This window comes from Pseudomonas sp. AMR01, from assembly GCF_041946035.1.
In the GTDB taxonomy this organism is placed as follows: domain Bacteria; phylum Pseudomonadota; class Gammaproteobacteria; order Pseudomonadales; family Pseudomonadaceae; genus Aquipseudomonas; species Aquipseudomonas antarctica_B.
Genome location: NZ_JAUTYR010000045.1, coordinates 15,375 through 39,194 on the forward strand (window position 1 = coordinate 15,375; position 23,820 = coordinate 39,194).

The 23,820-nt window shown below is 61.4% G+C and carries 22 protein-coding genes; 8 read left to right on the forward strand and 14 right to left on the reverse strand.

The window, feature by feature from the left end; all coding sequences use genetic code 11:
* Window positions 1–71: 71 nt before the first annotated feature.
* Window positions 72–1,085, reverse strand: a complete 1,014-nt coding sequence (locus tag Q7C20_RS24155; RefSeq protein ID WP_348062593.1) for an ABC transporter substrate-binding protein — start codon at window positions 1,083–1,085, stop codon at window positions 72–74.
* Between the two features lie 166 nt (window positions 1,086–1,251).
* On the opposite strand from Q7C20_RS24155, the gene Q7C20_RS24160 reads away from it, so the two are divergent.
* A complete protein-coding gene (locus tag Q7C20_RS24160; RefSeq protein ID WP_375070821.1) occupies window positions 1,252–1,680 on the forward strand; it encodes a hypothetical protein in 429 nt (142 codons plus the stop codon).
* 221 nt (window positions 1,681–1,901) lie between these two features.
* Here the strand turns inward: Q7C20_RS24160 and Q7C20_RS24165 are convergent, their stop codons facing one another.
* From Q7C20_RS24165 to Q7C20_RS24190, 6 genes are read right to left on the reverse strand one after another with little or no spacing between them, the layout of a single operon-like run.
* Window positions 1,902–3,644, reverse strand: coding sequence for an ABC transporter substrate-binding protein (locus Q7C20_RS24165; RefSeq protein WP_375070823.1), 1,743 nt, complete (start codon window positions 3,642–3,644; stop codon window positions 1,902–1,904).
* A gap of 33 nt (window positions 3,645–3,677) precedes the next feature.
* Window positions 3,678–3,950 (reverse strand): DUF2160 domain-containing protein, encoded by a 273-nt coding sequence (locus Q7C20_RS24170; RefSeq protein WP_348059483.1) that lies wholly within the window; start codon window positions 3,948–3,950, stop codon window positions 3,678–3,680.
* A gap of 10 nt (window positions 3,951–3,960) precedes the next feature.
* Window positions 3,961–4,761: a carbohydrate ABC transporter permease gene (locus Q7C20_RS24175; protein ID WP_003232361.1), complete on the reverse strand. Its 801-nt coding sequence runs from the start codon at window positions 4,759–4,761 to the stop codon at window positions 3,961–3,963.
* A 10-nt stretch (window positions 4,762–4,771) separates the two neighbouring features.
* Entirely contained in the window at window positions 4,772–5,638 is an 867-nt protein-coding gene (locus Q7C20_RS24180) for a carbohydrate ABC transporter permease (RefSeq protein WP_375070824.1), read from the reverse strand.
* Window positions 5,635–6,732: an ABC transporter ATP-binding protein gene (locus Q7C20_RS24185; RefSeq protein ID WP_375070825.1), complete on the reverse strand. Its 1,098-nt coding sequence runs from the start codon at window positions 6,730–6,732 to the stop codon at window positions 5,635–5,637. Before Q7C20_RS24185 ends, Q7C20_RS24180 begins: the two co-directional genes overlap by 4 nt.
* Window positions 6,732–7,826: an ABC transporter ATP-binding protein gene (locus Q7C20_RS24190; protein WP_375070826.1), complete on the reverse strand. Its 1,095-nt coding sequence runs from the start codon at window positions 7,824–7,826 to the stop codon at window positions 6,732–6,734. The genes Q7C20_RS24185 and Q7C20_RS24190 overlap by 1 nt, the downstream gene beginning before the upstream one ends.
* 369 nt (window positions 7,827–8,195) lie before the next feature.
* Between Q7C20_RS24190 and Q7C20_RS24195 the strand changes: the two genes are divergently transcribed.
* Window positions 8,196–10,028, forward strand: coding sequence for a sigma-54-dependent Fis family transcriptional regulator (locus tag Q7C20_RS24195; protein WP_375070827.1), 1,833 nt, complete (start codon window positions 8,196–8,198; stop codon window positions 10,026–10,028).
* Between the two features lies 1 nt (window position 10,029).
* Here Q7C20_RS24195 and Q7C20_RS24200 read toward each other — a convergent pair whose 3' ends face one another.
* The 3 genes from Q7C20_RS24200 to Q7C20_RS24210 all read right to left on the reverse strand — a co-directional run bounded on the left by Q7C20_RS24200 (window position 10,030) and on the right by Q7C20_RS24210 (window position 11,891).
* Window positions 10,030–10,962, reverse strand: a complete 933-nt coding sequence (locus tag Q7C20_RS24200; protein ID WP_375070828.1) for a FecR domain-containing protein — start codon at window positions 10,960–10,962, stop codon at window positions 10,030–10,032.
* Window positions 10,959–11,501: a sigma-70 family RNA polymerase sigma factor gene (locus tag Q7C20_RS24205; protein ID WP_375070829.1), complete on the reverse strand. Its 543-nt coding sequence runs from the start codon at window positions 11,499–11,501 to the stop codon at window positions 10,959–10,961. The genes Q7C20_RS24200 and Q7C20_RS24205 overlap by 4 nt, the downstream gene beginning before the upstream one ends.
* A gap of 120 nt (window positions 11,502–11,621) precedes the next feature.
* Window positions 11,622–11,891 carry a hypothetical protein gene (locus tag Q7C20_RS24210; protein ID WP_375070830.1) on the reverse strand — a complete coding sequence of 90 codons (270 nt, stop codon included), beginning with the start codon at window positions 11,889–11,891 and terminating at the stop codon, window positions 11,622–11,624.
* 428 nt (window positions 11,892–12,319) lie between these two features.
* On the opposite strand from Q7C20_RS24210, the gene Q7C20_RS24215 reads away from it, so the two are divergent.
* The 3 genes from Q7C20_RS24215 to Q7C20_RS24225 are packed head-to-tail and all read left to right on the forward strand — an operon-like array spanning window position 12,320 to window position 16,372.
* Window positions 12,320–12,772 carry a (2Fe-2S)-binding protein gene (locus Q7C20_RS24215; RefSeq protein ID WP_348059471.1) on the forward strand — a complete coding sequence of 151 codons (453 nt, stop codon included), beginning with the start codon at window positions 12,320–12,322 and terminating at the stop codon, window positions 12,770–12,772.
* Entirely contained in the window at window positions 12,772–15,009 is a 2,238-nt protein-coding gene (locus Q7C20_RS24220) for a molybdopterin cofactor-binding domain-containing protein (protein ID WP_375070831.1), read from the forward strand. The genes Q7C20_RS24215 and Q7C20_RS24220 overlap by 1 nt, the downstream gene beginning before the upstream one ends.
* 16 nt (window positions 15,010–15,025) lie before the next feature.
* Entirely contained in the window at window positions 15,026–16,372 is a 1,347-nt protein-coding gene (locus Q7C20_RS24225) for a c-type cytochrome (protein ID WP_375070832.1), read from the forward strand.
* Between the two features lie 114 nt (window positions 16,373–16,486).
* Here the strand turns inward: Q7C20_RS24225 and Q7C20_RS24230 are convergent, their stop codons facing one another.
* Genes Q7C20_RS24230 through Q7C20_RS24245 form a run of 4 tightly spaced genes read right to left on the reverse strand, consistent with a single transcriptional unit; the run spans window position 16,487 to window position 20,749 of the window.
* On the reverse strand, window positions 16,487–17,716 hold the full coding sequence (locus Q7C20_RS24230) for a phosphopentomutase (RefSeq protein ID WP_375070833.1): 1,230 nt from the start codon (window positions 17,714–17,716) through the stop codon (window positions 16,487–16,489).
* A complete protein-coding gene (gene deoA, locus Q7C20_RS24235) occupies window positions 17,713–19,020 on the reverse strand; it encodes a thymidine phosphorylase (RefSeq protein ID WP_375070834.1) in 1,308 nt (435 codons plus the stop codon). Before deoA ends, Q7C20_RS24230 begins: the two co-directional genes overlap by 4 nt.
* A 10-nt stretch (window positions 19,021–19,030) precedes the next feature.
* Complete coding sequence (locus tag Q7C20_RS24240) at window positions 19,031–20,296, reverse strand: NupC/NupG family nucleoside CNT transporter (RefSeq protein ID WP_375070835.1); 1,266 nt, start codon at window positions 20,294–20,296, stop codon at window positions 19,031–19,033.
* Between the two features lie 54 nt (window positions 20,297–20,350).
* Window positions 20,351–20,749 (reverse strand): cytidine deaminase, encoded by a 399-nt coding sequence (locus Q7C20_RS24245; protein ID WP_375070836.1) that lies wholly within the window; start codon window positions 20,747–20,749, stop codon window positions 20,351–20,353.
* A 221-nt stretch (window positions 20,750–20,970) separates the two neighbouring features.
* On the opposite strand from Q7C20_RS24245, the gene Q7C20_RS24250 reads away from it, so the two are divergent.
* The 3 genes from Q7C20_RS24250 to Q7C20_RS24260 are packed head-to-tail and all read left to right on the forward strand — an operon-like array spanning window position 20,971 to window position 23,707.
* On the forward strand, window positions 20,971–21,918 hold the full coding sequence (locus Q7C20_RS24250) for an ornithine cyclodeaminase family protein (protein ID WP_375070837.1): 948 nt from the start codon (window positions 20,971–20,973) through the stop codon (window positions 21,916–21,918).
* A gap of 20 nt (window positions 21,919–21,938) precedes the next feature.
* Complete coding sequence (locus Q7C20_RS24255) at window positions 21,939–23,072, forward strand: NAD(P)/FAD-dependent oxidoreductase (RefSeq protein ID WP_375070838.1); 1,134 nt, start codon at window positions 21,939–21,941, stop codon at window positions 23,070–23,072.
* Entirely contained in the window at window positions 23,072–23,707 is a 636-nt protein-coding gene (locus Q7C20_RS24260; RefSeq protein ID WP_375070839.1) for a transcriptional regulator, read from the forward strand. Before Q7C20_RS24255 ends, Q7C20_RS24260 begins: the two co-directional genes overlap by 1 nt.
* Window positions 23,708–23,820 lie beyond the last annotated feature (113 nt).

Below are 23,820 nucleotides of genomic sequence, written 5' to 3' on the forward strand. Positions count from 1 at the left end.
TTACTGATCCACCGCATTCGCGAGCAAGCCCGCTCCCACATTTTGTCAGTGTTTCAAGCCTGGACGTGGGCTCAGCTGCCATTCCCGCCATGGGCCTCTTCAAAGAAGTAGTCCTTCCAGCTCGCGGCCTTGTTTTTCAACACGCCCAGTTCCTGCAGTTTCTCGGCATAGATGTAGGTGCGCTGCGGCACGATGGTGAAGTCGATTTCCGGGTCCTGGACGATTTTCTCCACCAGGTCCAACGGCAGCTTGGATTCCTCTACCCGAATATAGGTTTTGGCCGCAGCAGGTTTGTCGGCCTTGATGATCTGCTCGGCTTCGGCCAGCGCGTCATAGAACGCCTTGTAGGTTTTGGGGTTCTCGTCGTGGAATTTCTCGGTGGTGTACAGCACATTGAACGTCGCCTGCCCGCCGAGGATGTCGTAGGAACTGAGCACCTTGTGCACGTTGGGATTCAACAGTTCCTGGTACTGGAACGGCGGGCTGGAGAAGTGCGAGTTGATCTCCGAGCCGCCGGCAATCAACGCCGCCGTAGCGTCGGGGTGAGCGAGGCTGATGGAGATGTCGTCGAATTTTTTGTAGTTGGCATCGCCGAATTGCTTGGCGGTTTCAATCTGCAAGGTGCGCGACTGGAAACCCACCCCGGCGGCAGGAACGGCAATGCGGTCTTTCTCGCTGAAATCGCTGAGGGTCTTCACGTTGGGGTTGTTGGTCAGCAAGTAGTTGGGCATCGAGCCGAGGGAGGCGATGGCCTTGACGTTTTGCTTGCCCTTGGTGCGGTCCCACAGCGTGAGCATCGGCGGCACACCGGCCGAGACCACGTCGAGGGCGCCCGCCAGCAACGACTCGTTCATGGCGGTGGCGCCGGAAATGCTGTTCCACTCCACCTTGATGTCCAGGCCCTGCTCCTTGCCGTGCTTTTCAATCAGGTGCTGGTCGCGCACCACGTCGAGAATCAGGTAGCCGATACCAAACTGCTGGGCGATGCTGATCTTGCCTTCGGCCTGCGCGCCGGTGCTGAGCAACGCGCTCGCGGCGGCCAGGGACGCGGCCAGTAGAGTCAGGGAGGAGCGTTTGAACGTCATGGAGGGGTCTGCCGCGCTTTTGAGAAGGTAAGCGAGGGTAGCGAGCATTTTTAAGACAGGAAAAGAATATCGGGATCTATTGTTATGCAAATCCATCCCCAAAAACGCCTGTGGCTGGTATTGTGCGGCGCTTTAAAATTTTGCCGAACCTGCGAGGAAATGGACGTTGAACACTGACGAAAAAATGACCGGAGACCTGTTCGAGGTCGATAAACGCCTGTCACTCAAACCCGTGGTGGACTTCAACGCCTACCTGCGCAGCGCATTCGGCGAAGGCCCGTGCACCTGCGTACGCTGTACCGCAGGCAACGGCGACGAAACCGGTTATGCGTTCCAGCACACCTTTACCTTCGATGCCAAACCCACCCAACGCCGCTTCGCCTCCACGGCGGGCAGCGATGTGTTGATGGCATTGAAGAAAGCGTGGCTGTCGTACACCAAGGCCGAATTGCCCCTCAGTGGCGTACTGGCACTGGACACCGTGAAAGAGTTTGTCGAGCCTCAGTTGCACCGGCGTTTGGTGCCGCTGTTTTTGGCCAGTGAGTTGGTCAAGGAAGTTGAGGGCGAACTGCAGATTCAGCCGCAAGCTGCTTAACTTCGAAAATACCTCCGAGCGAAATTTGGCAAGCCCGCTTTTTATGGCGGGCCTGTTGTGGCGAGCGGGCTTGCCCCGCGTTGGGCTGCGAAGCGGCCCCATGGCAGGCGACCGAGTTCTTCGGTTAGACCTCGGTCGCCGGGTTTTGGGGCTGCTGTGCAGCCCAACGCGGGGCAAGCCCGCTCGCCACAGGAAGCTAACTCTCTACTGAGAGCCTGTGCTTACTTGCGCGCCGCCTCCCACGACTTCAGCAAATCACCGTACGCCACGGTCTCGCCTTTAGGCTTCTCGTTAGCCAGTTTCGGCTTCGGTGCGCCCGGCTGGTCGAACCAGTATTGCGCGTCACGCTCGGGGTTCATTTTCGGGCCGCACACCGGTTGGACTTTGGAGCGTTCCAGGCGCGTCATGATCGCGTCCTGCTCCTTGGCCAGGTTATCCAGCGCCTGTTGCGGGGTTTTCTCGCCGCTGGCGGCCGCCGCGATGTTGCTCCACCACAGTTGCGCCAGGCGTGGATAGTCCGGCACGTTGGTGCCGGTCGGGGTCCACTCCACACGGGCCGGGCTGCGGTAGAACTCCACCAAACCGCCGAGTTTCGGTGCCAGGTCGGTCATGGCCTGGGAGTTGATGTCGGACTCACGAATCGGCGTCAGACCGACGATGGTTTTCTTCAGCGAGACGGTTTTCGAGGTCACAAACTGCGCGTAGAGCCAAGCCGCGAGTTTTTGTTTCTCGGGCGTAGACTTGAGGAAGGTCCAGGAGCCTACGTCCTGATAGCCCTTCTTCATGCCCTTTTCCCAATACGGCCCGACGGGCGACGGCGCCATGCGCCATTTCGGCGTGCCGTCGGCGTTGACCACTGGCAAGCCCGGTTTGGTCATGTCGGCAGTAAACGCGGTATACCAGAAGATCTGCTGGGCGATGGCGCCCTGGGACGGCACCGGGCCGGATTCGGAGAAGGTCATGCCCGCCGCTTCCGGTGGCGCGTAGGCTTTCATCCAGTCCACGTATTTCTGCGTGGCAAATACGGCGGCCGGGCCGTTGGTGTCGCCGCCACGGGTGACGCTGGAGCCGACCGGGTGGCAGTCCTCCACGCGAATGCCCCACTCGTCCACCGGCAAGCCGTTGGGCAGGCCCTTGTCGCCGCCACCGGCCATGGAGAACCAGGCATCGGTGAAGCGCCAGCCCAGTGACGGGTCTTTTTTGCCGTAGTCCATGTGCCCATAAACGCGTTTGCCGTCGATTTCCTTGACGTCTTCGCTGAAGAATTTGGCAATGTCTTCGTAGGCCGACCAGTTCACCGGCACGCCGAGGTCATAGCCGTATTTTTCCTTGAACTTGGCTTTCAGCTCCGGGCGCTCAAACCAGTCGGCGCGGAACCAATACAGGTTGGCGAACTGTTGGTCTGGCAGCTGGTAGACCTTGCCGTCCGGCGCGGTGGTAAACGAGATGCCGATAAAGTCCTTGATGTCCAGGGTCGGCGAGGTGAAGTCCTTGCCTTCGTTGGCCATCAGGTCAGTGATCGATTCGGTCTTGCCATAGCGAAAGTGCGTGCCGATCAGGTCCGAGTCGTTGACCCAGCCGTCATAGATGTTCTTGTCGGACTGCATCTGGGTTTGCAGCTTCTCCACCACGTCGCCTTCCTGCAGCAGGTCGTGGGTCAGCTTGATCCCGGTGATTTCGCTGAAGGCCTTGGCCAGCACCTTGGATTCGTACTCGTGGGTGGTGAGGGTTTCCGACACCACATTAATCTTCATCCCACGGAACGGTTCCGCAGCCTTGATAAACCATTTCAACTCTTCGAGCTGTTGGGCTTCGGTGAGCGTGGACGGCTTGAACTCGCTGCCGATCCATTTTTTCGCCGCGTCTTCGTACGCATCGGCCCAGGCCGTGGCGCTCAAACCGCTGAGGGCCAGTACGGCGGCCAATGAAATGCTATGTCGCAGCTTATTGTTTTTATCGAACATAGAGACCTCCTGGTTGTTTATTCAAACGGAGCACTAGCCCCAACGCATCACACACAACAGCCACACCAGGGACAGCGCAGTTGCTACCCAGATGCTCCAGCCGGTTACGCCAATTACCAATAGATGCAGGTAGGCGCTGCCGAGAAGACCGATAAACAAGCGATCACCACGGGTGGTGCTGATCGGCAATAAACCGCGCCGAGGGATGCTCGGCGAACGCAGTTCCCAGGTGGTCATGCCCACCAGAATCAGGGCGATGCCCGCAAAGAACAGTGCAGTTGGGGTGGTCCAGGCCATCCATTCCATCATCGACTCCTCAGACCCGGCCCAGGGCAAAGCCCTTGGCCACGTGGTTGCGAACAAACCAGATCACCAGCATGCCGGGCAGGATGGTCAACACCCCCGCCGCCGCCAGCACACCCCAATCGATGCCCGACGCCGAGACCGTGCGCGTCATCACCGCCGCGATCGGCTTGGCGTTGACCGAGGTCAGGGTGCGCGCGAGCAACAGCTCAACCCAGGAAAACATGAAGCAGAAAAACGCGGTAACACCGATGCCGGAGCCGATCAGCGGGATGAAAATCTTCACGAAGAACTTGGGAAAACTGTAGCCGTCGATGTAGGCAGTTTCGTCGATTTCCTTGGGCACACCAGACATGAAGCCTTCCAGAATCCACACCGCCAACGGCACGTTGAACAGGCAGTGCGCCAGCGCCACGGCGATGTGGGTATCGAACAAACCAATCGAGGAATACAGCTGGAAGAACGGCAGCAAAAACACCGCCGGTGGCGCCATGCGGTTGGTCAACAGCCAGAAGAACAGGTGCTTGTCACCCAGAAAACGGTAGCGCGAGAACGCGTAGGCCGCCGGCAACGCCACGCTCAGAGAGATCACCGTGTTCAGACTCACGTAGTACAGCGAGTTGAGGTAGCCGGTGTACCAGCTCGGGTCGGTGAAGATCACCTTGTAGTTCGCCAGGGTGAAATCCTGCGGAAACAGCGTCAGCCCACCGAGGATTTCGGTGTTGCTCTTGAAGGACATGTTCAGCAGCCAGTAGATCGGCACCAGCAGGAACAGGATGTAGATCAGCAGCGGTATCAGCTTGCGCTTGCTCATGTTGGCGGCCTCAGCGGTTGGCGTCGGAGTGGGTCATGGCGGTGTAGAACAGCCAGGACACCAACAGGATGATCAGGAAGTACACCAGGGAAAACGCCGCCGCCGGGCCCAGGTCGAATTGGCCTACGGCCATTTGGGTCAGCGTCTGGCTGAGGAACGTGGTGGCGTTACCCGGCCCGCCGCCGGTGAGTACAAACGGCTCGGTGTAGATCATGAAGCTGTCCATAAACCGCAACATCACCGCGATCAGCAGCACGCTTTTCATCTTCGGCAACTGGATATGTCGGAAAACTGCCCAGGCCGATGCACGATCAATCCGCGCCGCCTGGTAGTACACATCCGGAATCGCCCGCAGCCCCGAATAGCACAGCAGCGCCACCAGAGAGGTCCAGTGCCACACGTCCATCACCAGCACGGTGACCCAGGCGTCCGCCGTATTCGCCGCGTAGTTGTAGCTGATGCCCATTGCGTTAAGGCTGTAACCGAGCAAACCGATGTCGGTGCGGCCAAAGATCTGCCAGATGGTGCCCACCACGTTCCACGGAATCAGCAGCGGAATGGCAAGAATGATCAACACCAGCGACGACCAGCGCCCTTTGGTCGGCATGGTCAGGGCGATGGCGATGCCCAGGGGGATTTCGATCAGCAGCACGCAGGCCGAATAGATGAACTGACGCAGCAATGAGTCATGCAGGCGCGGGTCGAGCAGCACCTGCTTGTACCAGTCGGCGCCGACGAAGTAGCGGCTGGACTGGTCAAAGATGTCCTGCACCGAGTAGTTGACCACGGTCATCATCGGGATCACCGCACTGAACGCCACCAGCAGGAACACCGGCAACACCAGCCACCAGGCCTTGTTGTTCTGCACCTTGTTCATGGCAGCACCTCCAGCAGGTAATCGTCGGCGTAGACCATCAGCCATTGCGCCGGGAAGCTGATCGAGGCCTTGCCTTCGGGCACGGGCTTGTCTTCGGCCAGGCGCACTTTCAACGGCGCGCCATCGAGGTTTAGGGTCATGATCTTGTAGGTGCCCAGGTCTTCGACATGTACGACATCGGCCTGCATCGCGTCAGGGTTGTGCTCGTCCCACACGTGAATAAATTCCGGGCGTATGCCCACCTGCAACTTTTTGTAGTCCGTGTCGCGCAGGCGTTGCTGCAATGACTCGGGCAACGGCAGCAGCGTGCCGGCAAAACGTACCCCACCCGCCTCGGCCTGCACCTCAATCAGATTCATCCCCGGGCTGCCGATGAAATAACCGACAAAGGTATGGCTCGGCCGCTCGAACAATTCGCGCGGCGTACCGAACTGCACGATCTGCCCGCCGTACATCACCGCGATCTTATCGGCGAAGGTCGAGGCTTCCAGCTGGTCGTGGGTCACGTAGACCATGGTGATGTTGAACTGCTCGTGGATCTGCTTGAGCTTGCGCCGCAGTTTCCATTTGAGGTGCGGGTCGATCACCGTCAGCGGTTCGTCAAACAGGATCGCCGACACGTCGTCGCGCACCAGGCCACGGCCCATGGAGACTTTCTGTTTTTCATCGGCGGTAAGATTGCGGGCTTTTTTGCTCAGCAGGTTTTGCAGGTCGAGGACTTCGGCAATTTCCTGCACCTTGCTGTGCACTTTCGCCTCGGCCATGCCCTGGTTTCGCAGGGGAAACGCCAGGTTGTCGAACACCGTCATGGTGTCGTACACCACCGGGAACTGGAACACTTGGGCGATGTTGCGTTTTTCCGGAGTGAGGTCGTTGACCACTTTATGGTCGAACAGCACCTGACCTTCAGACGGGCTGAGCAGGCCGGAGATGATATTGAGCAAGGTCGACTTGCCGCAGCCCGACGGCCCGAGCAAGGCGTAGGCCCCACCCTGCTCCCACACGTGGTTCATTTCCCGAATCGCGTAGTCCTCAGGGCCGCTTGGCGTAGGGCTGTAGCTGTGGGCGAGGTTCTGCAAATGGATCTCGGCCATCAGGCAACCCTCGCGACACGGCGCCCGGGGGCCTGGACCAAACGGCCCTGGCCATCGAACACAAACAGTTTATGGGTGGGGATATACACGCGGATCGGCGCGTCGACGTCGTACTCGTGCACTCCCGGCAGGTGCAGCACCAGCAGGAAGTGCTCGCTGCGCACGTGCAGGAAGGTTTCCGAGCCGCTGATCTCGGCCACTTCCACGGTCACCGCCAGCTCCAGATCGTCGTCGTTGCTCGGCACCAGGCTGATATGGCTGGGGCGCACGCCGAAACGGAAGTCGCCTTCGCCGATGGGGCGCAGGTCGACGTTCAAGGGGAAGTGCACAAAATTGGCGAAGCTCACTTCATTGCCGCTGATGCGCCCCGGCATGAGGTTGATCGGCGGCTCGGAAAACAGCTCGGCGGCCAGTACGGTTTGCGGTTGGTGATAGACCTCGGCGGCCTTGCCGCTCTGGATCACCCGGCCTTCGTGAAGGATGGTGGTGGTGCCGCCCAGCGCCAGGGCCTCGTTGGGCTCGGTGGTGGCGTAGATGGCGATGGTGTGGCGCGCCTTGAACAGCTCGCGCATTTCCTGACGCAGTTCTTCGCGCAGTTTGTAGTCCAGGTTCACCAGCGGCTCATCAAACAGGATCAGCTCGGCGTCCTTGACCAACGCGCGCGCCATGGCGGTGCGCTGCTGCTGGCCGCCGGAGAGTTCCAGCGGGTGGCGCTGCAAGAATTTCTCGATGCGCAGCATCCTCGCTGTTTCCAGCACCTTGCTCTGGATCAGTTCGTTGGACACACCGGCCTGGCGCAACGGCGAGGCGATGTTTTCGAACACCGTCATGGTCGGGTAGTTGATGAACTGCTGGTAGACCATCGACACGTTGCGCAGGCGCACCGGTTTTTGGGTGACGTCCACGCCGTTCATCAGGATGCGGCCGCTGTCGGGCTTGTCCAGGCCAGCCATCAAGCGCATCAGGCTGGTTTTACCGGACAGGGTGCGGCCCAGCAAAACGTTGAAGGAACCGGCTTCGAAACGCAGGTTGGCGTCGTCGATCCAGGTCTGGCCTTCGACAACGCGGGTGACGTGCTCCAGGGTCAATGACATGACACGACCTTTTTTATTATTGGAATGAATCTGGCCATTCGTCAGAGCGAGTTTCGTGCCAAAACTGCAAGCGTTTGATGCGTAAGGAAATGGGTGAATGGCGATGTTCAGGAGTGAACACTCCCGCTGAACAACTGAACAGCTGTGGGGTTGACAATGAACAGTTGTGAACAACACTCTTTGAAGCCGATTGACTGAACACTGCAGAAACCAATGTGGGAGGGGGCTTGCTCCCGATAGCGGTGGGTCAGGTACAGATTTATTTGCTGACCCACCGCTATCGGGAGCAAGCCCCCTCCCACATGTTGATACGGTTTCAACCGCTGAATTGTGCAAGCCCCATAACAATAAAAATATGAAGGTCGCCCCATGGCCGAACCCTTGGCTCACGACACCCTTATCCAGGAATCCTGGCGCCGTTGCCGCGCCTTTGGCCTGGACCATCAAAGTGCCCCCAGCTTCGATCAACTGCCCGCCGAGGGCATCAGCCAATTGCTGGAAAGCCAGCATTCCTTGGTGCAGACCACCCACCAGGAAGTCCTGCCCTACTACGAAAACATCCTGAGCAATTCCAACTGCCTGATCATGCTCGCCGACAACGAGGGGCAAGTGCTGACGTCATGGGGCACCCAGCGTTTTATCGAGCCCAAACTCGCCCGTGGGTTTAACCCCGGCGCCAGCTGGCGGGAGCGCTCCAGCGGCACCAACGCCATCGGCACCGCGCTGGCGTGTGCGCAGGCGGTGCATATCGAGCACGACGAACACTTCCTCAAGGCCAACCGATTCATGACCGGCTCGGCGGCGCCGATCTTCGATGCGCAGCGCGAAATCATCGCGGTGCTGGATGTGTCCAGCGACAGCTACCTGCCGCCCTCCCACACCCTGGGCATGGTCAGGATGATGAGCCAGACCGTGGAAAACCGGCTGATCCTCAACCTGTTTCGCGGCGAACATTTCCAGCTGACCTTCAACACCGGCCTGAACAACCTCGACAGCCAATGGGCCGGCCTGCTGATCTTTGATGAGAGCGGCCAGGTTCTGTCGGCCAACCGCCGCGCCGACAATTTGCTCGGCATCAGCCTGTCGCGGGTGTTGATCGACAGTTTGTTCAAGGTCTCGCTGCTGGAGTTGCTGAACCAGCCGGAAGGGTTGCCGTTTGCCCTGCAGGCAGCGGGACGCAACCGGTTTCAATGTTTGTTGAAGCGGCCCAGGCAAATGCCCGTGCAAGCGCGAGTTTTCAGCGAGCCCAAACCCAGCGAACCGGCACCGTTAAAACCGGCGGTGATTGGCCTCAAGACCCTGCATTTTGGCGACGCACGCGTGGAGAAAGCCGTGCGCCAGGCCGAGCGTTTGCTGGAGAAGGATATTCCGCTGCTGATCCACGGCGAGACGGGCGTGGGCAAAGAGGTGTTCGTCAAAGCCCTGCACCAGGCCAGCTCGCGCAGCCGACAGGCATTTATCGCGGTGAACTGTGCGGCGATTCCCGCAGAGCTGGTGGAATCGGAGTTGTTTGGCTACGAAAAAGGCGCGTTCACCGGTGCGAACCAGAAAGGCAGCATTGGCCTGATTCGCAAGGCAGACAAGGGCACGCTGTTTCTTGACGAGATCGGCGATATGCCGCTGCCGACCCAGGCGCGTCTGCTGCGGGTTTTGCAGGAACGCTGTGTGCAACCGGTGGGCAGCAGCGAGCTGTTCCCGGTGGATTTACGCATTATCTCGGCCACCAACCGCGCCCTGCGCGAGTGGGTGCAGGCCGGGCGCTTTCGTGAGGATTTGTACTACCGCATCGGCGGCCTGACCCTCGAATTGCCACCGTTGCGTGAACGCACGGATAAGCAGGCGTTGTTCAAGCAGCTTTGGCAACAACACCGCGAGCCTACCCAATGGGCCGGGCTCAGCGCCGAGGTGCTGGCGTTGTTCGAGCAGCACCCGTGGCCGGGCAATTTGCGTCAGGTCAGCAGCGTGTTGCAGGTGGCGCTGGCGATGGCCGAAGAGCAGCCGATTCGACCGGAGCATCTGCCGGACGATTTTTTCGTGGACTTGCACGTGCCGCCGCCACTGCCTGCCGACGAGTACATCGATGAAAACCTGGACCTGACGCAGCGCCTGAAGGCCGCGGGCGGGAACATTTCCCACCTGGCGCGGGAACTGGGCGTCAGTCGCAATACCTTGTACAAACGCCTGCGTCGAAACGAACGCTGACTCAGCGCGGCTTGATCACCACCAGCAGGTCGGTGAAGTACTCCACGCTGACCGGCAGGTTATCCGCCAGTGCCGACAGGGCTGCGGTGGTGTCGTCGAGCTTGAATACGCCGGACACCCGCAGGTTTTTCAGGGCCTGGGGGTCGAAACGCACCAAGCCGTGACGGTAGCTGGCCAGGGTTTGCAGCACGTCGCTCAAAGGCTGGTCGTTGACCTTGAGCAGGCCACGGGTCCACGCGTCGGGGTCGGTGTTGCCGATGGCTTGCGGCGGTTGGGCGTGGCCGTGATCGAGGCGCGAACGCTGGCCGGCCGCAACCTTGAAACCTTCGCCCGTTTCGCCTTTGACTGCCACGCTGGACTCGATCACCGAAACCACCGTGGAATCGTCATCGCCACGCTTGACCAGATAGCGCGTCCCCAGCGCTGTGGCCGTGCCCTGATCGGTGCGCACCACGAACGGCCGCTGCGGGTCCTTGGCGACCTCCACCCAGACCTCACCTTGCAGCAGTTCGATCAGCCGTTGATGGCCGTCGAACCTCACGTCTACCGCCGAGTTGCTGTTGAGCTGCAACTGGCTGCCATCTTCGAGCACGATCTGCCGGCGCTCGCCAACGCCGGTGCGTTGGTCGGCCATCCACACTGGCAGGTGTTGCAGGCCAAACCAGCCGCACAGCACCACACCGAGCACTCCCAGCACCTGTGTGCCTCGCGAACGGTGCGGGGCGAAGGCGCGGTTAAGCGCCCTGCGCGCAGGTTGTGCCGGCAACGTGTCGAAATTGCCCCATAAAACCCGCATGCGCTCCACGGCCACCGCGTGGCGCGGGTCGGCCTCGCACCAGGTCGCGAAGGCTTGGCGGTCGGCCTCGCTGACGTCTTCATCGTGCAAACGCGTCAGCCAATTCGCCGCTTGTTGAATGATCTGTTCCGAGTTCACGACAATGGGTCCGCCCCATGCAGGCTGTGGTAACAGTGCACCAAGGCCGTGGACAGATAGTTTTTAACGGTGCTGGAAGACACGTTCAGGCGGGTGGCAATTTCGCTGTAGGTCAGCCCGTCGAGGCGACTCAGCAGAAAGGCTTCGCGGGTTTTCGCAGGCAAACCGGCGAGCATTTCGGTGATGCGCTCCAGGGCCTGCAACGCCACATGAATGGCTGCCGGGTCGGGCATTCCGGCGTCTTCGCACTGAATGGCCAAGGCTTCCATGTAAGCTTTTTCGATGCGCCGACGCCGAGCGCCATCAATCAGCAACCGCCCTGCCGTGGTCGCCAGAAACGCGCGGGGCTCCTTGATATCTTGCGGCTCGGCCAACATCAGTACACGGATAAATGCATCGTGGGCCAAGTCGGCCGCGTGCTGGGAACAGCCCAGTTTCCTGCGCAGCCAGCCAAGCAACCAGCCGTGATGCTCGCTGTACATTGCCGCGAGGGTCTGCTGACGGGCGCAATCGCTCGGCACGGCCGGAATGTCATGCATGCGCAAAAAATTCTCAAATGGGAAGAATTACCAATTGCGCGAACAATGCCAGTAAATGGATGGGGGAGCAAGGGGCTCTCGATTGAGTCAGAACCTCAGGAGATAAACGCGCTAACCCGCTTACCTGTCCATTGGTTCTAGTGCCCGTATGAAATCATCTGCCTCCGACCCGTGCGGGAACCGGAAGCCATACATCGCGTCGCACGCCAAAATGTCGGCCAGGCTTTCACGCATTTGCAACTCCGATGGCGACGTACGCAGCAGTTTGTGGGCAGTCAACAATATGTCGGCAGGCGCACCTCGGGCGCTCGCCATGTCGATGACGGCAAAAAGGATAAATCGCAGGCGAACCTCGCGTTCAGTGGGCCACACCATTTTTTGCTTACCCAAGGCAGGCACTCTCATTAAGAAAAGTCCGAGGCTATTGCCCACCGAGGGGTGTTTCAACAGAGGCGGCACAAGATAGGCCGTTTCCTACGTACAAATCGGAATGACCGCACCGCCGGGCGGGGGCAGGCATCACTGCACCGGCAACACGTTCATCAACGTAAAGCGTTGCGTGTCGTTGAGGCGGACGCGCCGGTAGAGCTCGTCGAGCATCCGGGTCAGCAGGCGCATGCGTGCAATCCTGTCGAATACTTGCCTAATCCTCCGACTCTTCGGCGAATGGATAGATAGCCCTTGCGCCGTGGGCTAGAGTCTAACGATGTGCGCCAGTCGCCCTGAGCCTGGCCCCTCGCCGGCGTAAAACGCCCGCGTTGCACGTACTCATAAAAAAGAAAAAAGCTGCACCAACCGATGATTAGCAGGTGAGAGCAATGGAATTACGTATCAACAATAAGTCCTATCAGGTCGATGCTGACGCGGACACACCGTTGCTGTGGGTGATCCGCGATGACCTGGGCATGACCGGCACCAAGTACGGCTGCGGCCTGGCCCAGTGTGGCGCCTGCTCAGTGCTGGTCGATGGCAATGTGGTGCGCTCTTGCGTCACGCCAGTGGCCGGCGTGGTTGGCCGCGAAATCACCACCATCGAAGCCGTTGAAGACGATGCCATTGGCAAGCGCGTGGTCGCGGCCTGGGTCGAACACCAAGTGGCGCAGTGCGGTTATTGCCAGTCCGGGCAAGTGATGGCGGCCACGGCGCTGCTCAAGCACACCCCCGCGCCGACGGATGAGCAAATCGAAGCGGCAATGGTCAACCTTTGCCGTTGCGGCACCTACAACGCAATCAAAACCGCCGTGCACGATTTGGCGAAGGGGACCGTGTAATGACCCTGCCCCCTGACATTCTTGATGCGGCGTCCGGTGATCCGGTCAACCTTTCCCGCCGGCGTTTTCTGGCCAGTACCGCCGTGGGCGCGCTGGTCTTAGGCTTCGGCCTGCCGATGGGCGTTCCCAGGGCCTACGCCGCCACGGCGGGCGCTGCAGAGCGCGGCACTCAGGTGCCAGCGTTTTTGGAGATTCGCCCGGACGGCAGCGTTCGGCTGCTCAGCCCCTTTATGGAAGGCGGCCAGGGCACCCACACCGCCATGGCGCAGATTGTCGGTGAAGAGCTGGACGCCGACCCCGCCACGTTTATCGTCGAAGCCGCGCCGCCGGGTGACGCCTATGTGGTGATGGACAATGGCATGCGCATTACCGGCGGCAGCATGTCGATCCGCATGAGCTACCCGACCATGCGCCGCCTGGGCGCCCTGGCGCGGGCCATGCTGTTGCAGGCCGGTGCCGAACAGCTTGGCGTGCCGGTGGCCCAACTGACCACGCAACCTGGCCGCGTCGTGCATGCCGCGTCGGGCCGCTCGCTGGGCTACGGCGAACTGGCCAGCCGCGCCCTCGATATGCCGGTGCCGGACCCCGCCACCATTACCTTGCGCGACCCGAGCCAGTTCCGCTGGATCGGCAAGCCGGTAAAACGCCTGGACGCCTACGACAAATCCACCGGCAAGGCGCAATACAGCATCGACCTGAAAGTCGACGGCATGCTCCACGCCGCCGTGCAGCATGCGCCGCGCCTGGGCATGACCGTTGCCAGCCTGCGCAACCAGCCGCAGGTCGAAGCCATGAAAGGCGTGCATTCGGTGCACACCTTGCCCGGCGCTGTGGCGGTGGTCGCCGAACGTTGGTGGCACGCCAAGCGCGCAGTGGAAGCGATTCAGGTGGAGTGGCAGGAAGCTGGCGCCGACTCGACAGTGCGGGCAATGCCGGCGGATTTTTCCACCGACAAGTACCGTGACTTTCTCGCCGCTCAGCAAGGCCCGTCCCGTGACGACGAAAACGAAGGTGATGTGGCCGGCGCGCTGAACAACGCCAAAACCAAGGTCGAAGCCACGTACCACAACCAGTATTTGAATCACGCTCAATTGGAGCCGCCGTCAGCGCTGGCACGCTTCAACCCCGACGGCACGCTCGACGTGTGGCTGCCGAACCAGGCGCCGGATATGTTCCGCGCCGACATGGCCAAGCGCACCGGGCTGTCCATAGAACAGATCAACCTGCATTCGCCGTTGCTCGGCGGTTTCTTCGGCCGGCATTTCCTGTATGACTCGGCCAACCCGTACCCGCAGGCCATCGCACTGGCCAAGGCCGTGGGGCGCCCGATCAAGCTGATCTGGAGCCGCGAAGAAGAGTTCCTGCGTGATGTGCTGCGCCCGGTCGCGGTGGTCAAGTTCCGTGCTGCACTGGACGACCAAGGCTTGCCGATCGCCATTGAAGCGGTGAGCGCCACCGAAGGCCCCACCGAAGCCATCGCCGGCAAACAGGGCGACAAAATCGACCCCACGGCCCTTGAAGGTTTGTCGGGCAAGGCTTACGCCATCCCTAACAAACGTATCGCGCAGATCTACGTCAAAGGCCCGCCGATGCTCGGTTACTGGCGTTCGGTGGGCAATTCCCTCAATGACTTTTTCTATGAAGCGTTCCTCGACGAACTGGCCGACAAAGGCGGCCACGACCCGTATGAACTGCGCTTGCACCTGCTGCGCGACAACAAACGGCTGACCACGTTGCTGCAAGCCGTCGGTGATTTGTCCGGGGGCTGGAAACGTGGCCCATATACCGCCGAAGACGGCAGCAAGCGTGCACGCGGCGTGGCCATGGCGTCGCCGTTCGGCTCCCAGGCGGCGGTGATTGCTGAAGTGTCGATTGAAAAAGGCCAGGTCAAGGTGCACCACATCTGGGAAGCCATCGACCCGGGCAGCATCGTCAACCCGGCAATCGTTGAGGCACAGGTCAATGGCGCTGTGGCCTTGGGCTTGTCGCAAACCCTGGTGGAGGAAGCGGTGTACGTGGACGGCAAACCAAGGGCGCGCAACTACGACCTGTACCCGATCCTGCCACTCTCGCGCATGGCGCAAGTGCACGTAAGGATCGTCGAGAGTGGCGAAAAAATGGGCGGTATCGGTGAACCTCCGCTCCCTGCAGTGGCGCCGGCGGTGGCCAATGCGGTGGCGCAATTGACCGGGCAGCGCATCCGCAGCTTGCCATTGAGCCGATACACGTTTAGTTAACCGACAGGGAACGCCCATGAACAACCGACGATTCGCTAGAACCGCAGGCTGGCTGGCGCTGCCCTGCCTGGTCGCGGCAGGCCTGCTGGCCTGGTACGTAACCCGTGAGCCGGCGTCGCCTTTCGAGGCGGCACCGGCCGCCAGTGTCGACCCCGCTTTAGTCAGTCGCGGCGAGTATGTCGCCCGCCTGAGTGACTGCGTGGCCTGCCACAGTTTGCCGGGCAAGGCTCCTTTCGCGGGAGGCCTGGAAATGGCCACGCCGCTGGGGGCGATTCACGCCACCAATATCACGCCGGACAAAAAGTCCGGCATCGGCGCCTACTCGCTGGCCGACTTTGACCGCGCAGTGCGCCACGGCGTGGCGCCGGACGGGCGACGGCTGTACCCGGCCATGCCCTACCCGTCTTACGCCAAGCTCAGTGACGATGACGTGCGCGCCATGTACGCGTTCTTCATGAAGGGCATCGCGCCGGCCGATCAGCCGAATATCCCCAGCAGCATTCCGTGGCCGCTGAATATGCGTTGGCCTATCGCGCTGTGGAACGGGGTGTTTGCGCCTAATGAGCCGTACGCGGCCAAAACCGATCAGGACGCCCTGTGGAATCGCGGCGCTTATATCGTTCAAGGCCCGGGCCACTGCGGCAGCTGCCATACGCCGCGCGGCCTGGCTTTCAACGAGAAGGCGCTGGATGAATCCGGCAAACCGTTCCTCACCGGTGCACTGCTCGACGGCTGGTATGCGCCCAGTCTGCGCCAGGACCCCAACACTGGTTTGGCGCGCTGGAGCGAGCCGGAAATCGTGCAGTTCCTCAAGGTCGGGCGCAACAAGCATGCGGTGGTGTACGGTTCAATGACCGAAGCGTTCAATAACTCCACGCAGTTCATGGCTGACGACGACCTGGCGGCGATCGCCCATTACCTCAAATCGCTACCCGGCGACCCACAGCGCGACGGCACGCCATGGCAGTACCAGGCCGTGGCCGCAAATGCGCGCATGGATGTTCCCGGCGCTCACACCTACGCGACTCGCTGCGCTTCCTGCCATGGCATTGATGGCAAGGGCCAGCCCGAGTCGATGCCGCCGCTGGCCGGTGCCACGTCGGCATTGGCGAAGGAAGACGCCTCGGCGATCAACATCACCCTCAACGGCTCACAACGGGTGGTGGCGGCAGGTGTACCGGATGCGTACCGCATGCCTGCGTTTCGTGAGCAGTTGTCGGACGCTGAGATCGCTCAAGTGCTGAGCTATGTGCGCGGTACCTGGGGCAACAACGGTGGCGCGGTTGATGCCGCTGCGGTGAACAAGCTGCGCGGGCATACCGACCCGGCCAGCAGCAGCCCGATCATCCTGCATATGCGCTGACAAGCCTGTAGCGGGGGAGCTTGCTCCTGCTGGAGTGCTTAGCAGGGCCATCTTTTGGGGCTGCTTCGCAGCCCAACGCGGGGCAAGCCCGCTCGCCACAGTGTGTGGGGGGGGTTATGGCTTTGGGGGCAGGAAGGAGTGGCCACAGGCCAAGGGTGCCAACCCCAAGTGTTGTGCCAGGGTCTGGCCGATGTCGGCAAAGCTGCTTCGCTCACCTAACCAGCCGGCGGGTAACCCCGCGCCATACGCCAGTACGGGGACGTGCTCGCGGGTGTGGTCGCTGCCAGGGCGGGACGGATCGCAACCGTGATCGGCGCTGATGATCAGCAAGGTCTGCGGGTCCATCTGCGTAAGCAATTGCGGCAATCGACGGTCGAAGGCCTCCAGCGCGGCGGCGTAGCCGGCCAGGTCGCGGCGGTGGCCGTAGAGCATGTCGAAGTCGACGAAGTTGGCGAACACCAGGCTGTTGTCGGGCGCCGCCTGGCAAGCCTGGAGCGTGGCGTCGAAGAGCGCGTCGTTGCCGTCCGCCTTGAATAAACGGCTGATGCCACGGTGAGCAAAAATATCGCCGATCTTGCCCACCGCATGCACCGTGCCGCCGGCTTCACACAGGTGATCCAGCAATGTCGCCGAATGCGGTGGCACGGTGTAGTCGCGGCGGTTGCCGGTGCGGCGAAACGCCCCCGCACGCTCGCCGGTGAACGGCCGGGCAATCACACGCCCTACCGTGTAGTCGTCGCACAAGGTGCGCGCGATTTCACACACCCGGTACAGCGCTTCCAGCCCGAAATGGCTTTCGTGGGCCGCAATCTGAAACACGCTGTCGGCCGAGGTGTAGCAAATCGGCTGACCGCTGCGGATATGCGCCTCCCCCAAGTCGTCCAGCACCGTGGTGCCTGAGGCATGGCAATTGCCCAGAATCCCCGGCAACCCGGCTTTTTCGATTAGGTCTGCAAGCAACTGCGGCGGAAACGAGTCGACCGGTTGCTCGAAATAGCCCCAGTCAAACAACACTGGCACGCCCATCATTTCCCAATGCCCGGACGGTGTGTCCTTGCCTGAGGATTGTTCGCGGGCATGACCAAACGCGCCAATGAGTGCCGCATCGCCCCAATGGCCGGGCAACGGCCCACCGCCACTGGCTGCGGCCGCAGCGCCCAAGCCCAGCGCACCTAAATGCGGCAGGTGCAGTGGCCCGTTGCGCAATGGCCCATCGGCCTCGCCGCGGGCACAGGCCTCGGCGATATGGCGCAGGGTATCGGCACCGGTATCGCCAAACAGGGCGGCGTCGGCGCTGGCACCGATGCCCAGGGAGTCGAGCACCAACACAATGGCTTTGCTCATAACACCGCCTGGATCATGCTGCGGGCGGCCAGGCTTTCGCCGCCCAATCGATAAGCCGCGCGCAGGGCCGCCGCGCCCTGCTCCGCCTGCGTGTTATTGCGCGCGTGAACCCAACCCAATGGCCGTTGCGCGCTCACCTGCTCACCCACCAAGGCCAGCTCACTGAAGCCCACGGACAGGTCCAGAACGTCATCCGGGTGACTGCGTCCACCGCCGAGCGCCACCACCGCCAGGCCCACCGATCGGGTGTCGATCTCAGTGACGCGCCCCTCAGCTTCGGCCCACACCGGTTCCGACACCGCCGCCTTCGGCAAATACGCTTCGGGGTTTTGTATGAAATCCTGCGGGCCACCCAACGCGCTGACCATCTGCCCGAATCGCTGCAGCGCCGCACCGCTCTGCCAGGCCTGATGCAGCTGATCACGGGCATGCGCGTCATCGCGCGCCAGGCCGGCCATCGTCAGTACCTCAGTGGCCAGCGCCAAGGTGACTTCCCACAAGCGCTCGCTGCGCACGTCGCCCTTGAGCAACGCCACCGCTTCGGCAACTTCCAGGGCATTCCCGGCACTGCGCGCCAATGGCTGGTTCATGTCGGTGATCAACGCGCGGGTATTGACCCCGGCGCCGTTGGCCACGGCGACGATACTCGCCGCCAGCTCGCGGGCCTGCTCAGCTTCGGCCATGAAGGCACCGTTGCCGGTCTTCACGTCCATGATCAACACATCGAGGCCGGCGGCGAGTTTCTTGCCAAGGATCGATGCCGTGATCAGATCAATCGACTCCACCGAACCGGTCACGTCGCGGATCACGTACAGGCGCTTGTCCGCCGGAGCGAGGTTGGCCGTCTGACCGATGATGGCGCAGCCGACCTCAGCCACGATTTCCCGCAGCCGCTGCGAACTCGGTTGGCAGTCATAGCCGGGAATGCTCTCGAGCTTGTCCAGAGTGCCGCCGGTATGACCCAGGCCACGCCCGGAAATCATCGGCACGTAACAGCCGCAGGCCGCCAACAAGGGCGCCAGCACCAGGCTGATCAGGTCGCCGACGCCACCGGTGGAATGTTTGTCCACCACCGGCCCTGGCAAGTCCCAGCTCAGCACCTCGCCGGAATCACGCATGGCCTCGGTAAAGACGATGCGTTCGGTCACGTCCATGCCTTTGAGGAACACCGCCATGGCGAACGCCGCCACTTGGCCATCGCTGAGGCTGGCGTCGGCAATTCCGGCGACAAAGCGTTGAATATCCGCCGCCGCCAGGGCGTGGCCGTCGCGTTTGCGCCGAATCACTTCTTGTGGCAACCACATACCGCACTCCTTACAGCGAAATGAAAAAGCCGACGATGGCCGCACTCATCAGGTTCGACAGCGTGCCGCCGATCATCGCTCGCAGGCCCAGCCGCGCCAGTTCCTGCCGGCGTTGCGGGGCGATCCCGGACAGGCCGCCCAGTTGAATCGCGATCGATGACAAATTGGCAAAACCGCACAGGGCAAAGGTGACGATCACCTGGGTGTGCACTGACAACAGCGGCACGCCGGCCTCGGCCGCCTTGGCCGGGGTGAGGTAATTGGACAGGTCGGCATACGCGACGAATTCGTTGAGCACCAGTTTTTCACCGATGAAGCCGCCCGCCATCACCGCCTCGTGCCACGGCACGCCCAGCAGAAACGCCAGGGGCGCCAGCACATACCCAAGGATCAGTTGCAGGGTCAACTGCGGATAGCCGAACCAGTTGCCGGCCCACCCCAATAGCCCGTTCAACAAGGCGATCAGGGCGATAAACGCCAGCAGCATGGCGCCCACGGCCAGGGCCAGGCGCAAGCCGACCTGGGCACCTTCGGCGGCGGCGTCGATGATATTGGTGGGGCGGTTTTCACCGTGGTCCAGTTGCGAAATCACCTGTTCGGTGCTGGCGGTTTCGGTTTCCGGTTCCATCAACTTGGCCATCAGCAGCGCTCCAGGCGCCGACATAAAGCACGCGGCAATCAGGTATTTGAGCTCCACCCCCAACCCTGCATAACCGAGCAATACGGAACCGGCCACGGCGGCGAAACCACCGACCATCACCGCGAACAACTCCGAGCGTGTCAGCCTGGCAATAAATGGCCGTACCACCAGCGGCACTTCGGATTGGCCGATGAAAATCGCCGAGGTCACCACCATCGACTCGATGCGGCTGGTGCCCAGCAACAGGCGCAAGGTGCCGCCCACCAGACGGATGATCCAGCCCATCACACCGATGTAATACAGCACCGAAATAAAGCTGCCGAAGAACACGATCATCGGCAATACGCGGATGGCGAACACGAACCCGCCGCTGCCGAACACCTCGAACATATGTGGTGAACTCAGGCCTCCGAACAGAAACTCAATGCCCTTGTTGGCGTACAGCTGCAAGGACGACACCGCGCCGGAGAGCGAGGCCAGCACGTCCTGGCCCCAGGGTACGTAGAGGGCGAAAGCGCCGATCAACACCTGCAGCGCAAAGGCCACCGAGACCGTGCGCCAATTGATCGAACGGCGCCGTGGGGATAATGCAATGGCAATGACAATAAGCGTCGCTATTCCGACAAGACTGATCATGCGGGCATCTCAACAGAGGATGAGGCGGACGCAGACCCGAAGGCCTGCCAGGGATTAGAAAGCGTCGAAGGCGCCTGGCAGCAATTGCGCCAGGGTCCAGGTGCGCGTGGCCGCCGGGTCATTGCCCTGGCAGATCACCACTGCATCCTTTGCCATCAACTCCAGCATCACCTGGCGGCAGGCACCGCAAGGGCTTATCAGTGAAACGTTGGGTGCGTAGATCGCAATAGCCTTGAAACTTCCCGGTGCATGGCCCTGGCTGATGGCGCTGAACAAGGCGCTGCGCTCGGCACAGTTGGTCAGGCCGTAGGAGATGTTCTCCACATTGCAGCCCAGCACCACCTCGCCGTCGGCGGTCAACAAGGCCGCCCCGACGGGAAAATGCGAGTACGGCGAATAGGTGCGAGCAGAGGCCTGCCTTGCCTGTTCCATCAAGTCTTGTTCAATTGTCATGCGCAGTGCCACCCCGTGTTGTCGCGTGCACGACCCAGCCGGTCGAGCCGCTATTATTTTTGGTATTTAAATAACATTTAATGTGATTTTTCAATCTTTTTCGAAGGGCCTGAACCGAGGCACGCGGTGAGGCGCCATCGGTAGCCTTTTTTCCCCGTGGATATTGCTCATCGCAACTAAAAGTCCATAATGGAAAAAATAGTTTATATACGGAAATATCCATGTCCAGCACGCCTCCAGTGATCAACCGGGCTCAGGCCCGTGAGTTACTCGCCCACATCGACGTTCCTCATGTCTTGCATAAACTGTTCCGCGACATGGCGGCCGGGCTTGCCGTGCAGCCGCCGCAACAGTTGGTGGAGTTTCCAAATGGCGCCGGCGACTTTATCAATTACCTGGGCGTGCTGGCCGAAGATGAGGTGTACGGGGTCAAGACTTCGCCGTATATCGTGCGCGAACAGGGGCCACTGGTGACGGCCTGGACCCTGTTGATGTCGATGCACACCGGCCAGCCGCTGTTGCTTTGCGATGCAGGCGAGCTGACCACCGAACGCACCGCGGCCACGACGGCGCTGGCGGTGGAGGCGCTGGCACCCTTGGCCGCCAGGCGGCTGGCGATTATCGGCAGTGGCAAGGTTGCCCAGGCGCATTTGCGCTACGTGCAAAACCTGCGCGACTGGCAAAGCATTCGCCTGTATTCCCCCAGCCTAGGAAGCGCCAGCGCTGAAACCCTCGCGCACCTCCAAAGCCTGGACCCTCGGCTGACCATGGCCACAACGGTCGACAGTGCACTCGAAGACGCCGACGTGATCCTGCTGTGCACCTCTTCTGCGCGCCCGGTGATCGACCCGGCGCGCCTGAGCAAACCGGCGCTGATCACCTCCATCAGCACCAATGCGCCGGGCGCTCATGAAGTGCCGCCGCACAGCCTCAACGACATGCAGGTGTTCTGCGACTATCGCCAGACCACTCCGGGCGCAGCCGGCGACATGCTGATTGCCAGCGAGCTGCACGGCTGGGACAAGCGCGCCGTGATCGGCGACCTGCCCGAGTTGCTCAGCGACATGGTCCAGCGCCCCGCTTACAAACGGCATGTGTACTTCCGCTCAATCGGGCTGGGCCTGGAAGACGTGGCCCTGGCCAATGCCCTCTACCGAATCCAGCGCTAACCCTCTTTCAGGAGACGTTTATGAGCCATGCAGACTTCATCATCATCGGCGGCGGCATTGCGGGCGCGTCGACTGGGTTCTGGTTGTCGCAGCACGGCAAGGTGCTGGTGCTGGAGCGTGAAAACCACCCGGCCTATCATTCCACCGGGCGTTCGGCGGCGCTTTACACCGCCGCTTACGGCACGCCGCAAGTGCGCGCGCTGACCCTGGCCAGCCGCGCGTTTTTCGATACGCCACCGGCAGGTTTTTGCGAGCACCCATTGCTGACGCCACGCGGCGAAATGACCGTTGATTTCAACGGCGACCCGACGGAACTGGAGAGCCAATACCAGAGCGCCAAGGCCACGGTGTCGCAGGTGGAGCGCCTGAGTGCCGACGAGGCATGCGCACGGCTGCCAATTTTGCGCCGGGAAAAAGTCCACGGCGCGATCTTCGACCCGACCGCCAGCGACATCGACACCGACGCCCTGCACCAGGGCTACTTGCGCGGTATCCGCCGCAACAACAGTGAAGTGCGCACTGACAGCCACGTGCTCGGCCTGAGCCGCGATTCCGGCGGCCTTTGGCATGTACGCACCCAGGACGCGACCTACACCACGCCCATCATCATCAACGCCGCCGGCGCCTGGGCCGACCATATCGGCGGGCTGGCCGGCGCGGCCTCCATCGGGCTGCAAGCCAAGCGTCGCTCGGCGTTTATCTTCGCCGGGCCGGAAGGCGTGGACACGCACCATTGGCCGATGCTGGTGGCCCTCGACGAAGCCTTCTACATGAAGCCCGACGCGGGCATGTTCCTCGGCTCGCCGGCCAATGCCGACCCGGTCGAGCCGCAGGACATCCAGCCGGAAGAGCTGGACATCGCCATGGGCATCTACCAGATCGAAGAAGCCACCACGCTGACCATCCGCCGCCCGACACGCACCTGGGCGGGGCTGCGCAGCTTTGTGCACGATGGCGATTTACTCTCGGGTTTTGATCCCAAGGTTCCGGGATTGTTTTGGGTGGCCGCGCAAGGCGGCTACGGCATCCAGACCTCACCGGCGATGGGCCAGGCGAGCGCTGCGCTGGTGCGCGGCGCCCCGCTGCCGGAGCAACTCACGCGGTTCGGCCTGGACGCTGGTATGCTCTCCCCCGTCCGCCTGGAGCCCCATTGATGAACACCGCCGAGCAAGAAAAGGTCATGCAGAATTTTCGCGCGATCGCCGATGCGATCGCCACACTGTTCTTCCCCCACGCCGAAGTGGTGCTGCATGATTTGCGCACGCAGAAGGTCGATTACATTGCCAATAACCTGTCGAAGCGGGCGATAGGTGATGACTCGGCGTTGGAGGACATGGTCAGCGGTGATGTCAGCGAAGTGAATATCGGGCCGTACGAGAAGCTCAATTGGGACGGTCAGAAAATTCGCAGCCTTAGCACTGTGCTGCATGACCACAAGGGCCAGCGGCTTGCGGTGTTGTGCATCAACCTGAATATTTCGTTGTTTGAAAACGCCAAGGCGGCGCTGGATTTGTTTCTGTCGCCGAGCAGGTTGATTGCGCAGCCGGACTCGCTGTTTCGCGATGATTGGCAGGAGCGGATTAATACGTTTCTGCACGCGTGGATGCGGGAGCGGCAGTTGAGTTTGAATCTGCTGACCCGCGACCATAAGCGCGAGTTGGTGCTGGCGTTGCATGCTGAGGGGGCGTTCAAGGGTAAGAGCGCTTCGAATTATGTGGCGAATGTGTTGGGGATGGGGCGGGCTACGGTTTACAAGCATTTGAAGGAGTTGAAGGGGTTGGCTTTGTGAGTTGGGTGTATATCCGTTATTTGTTTTAAGGCTGAAATGGGTTCCGCTCTTACAGCGGGTCACTTTTTGAAGAGCGCAAAAAGTAACCAAAAACGCTCCGCCCCACCACTCGG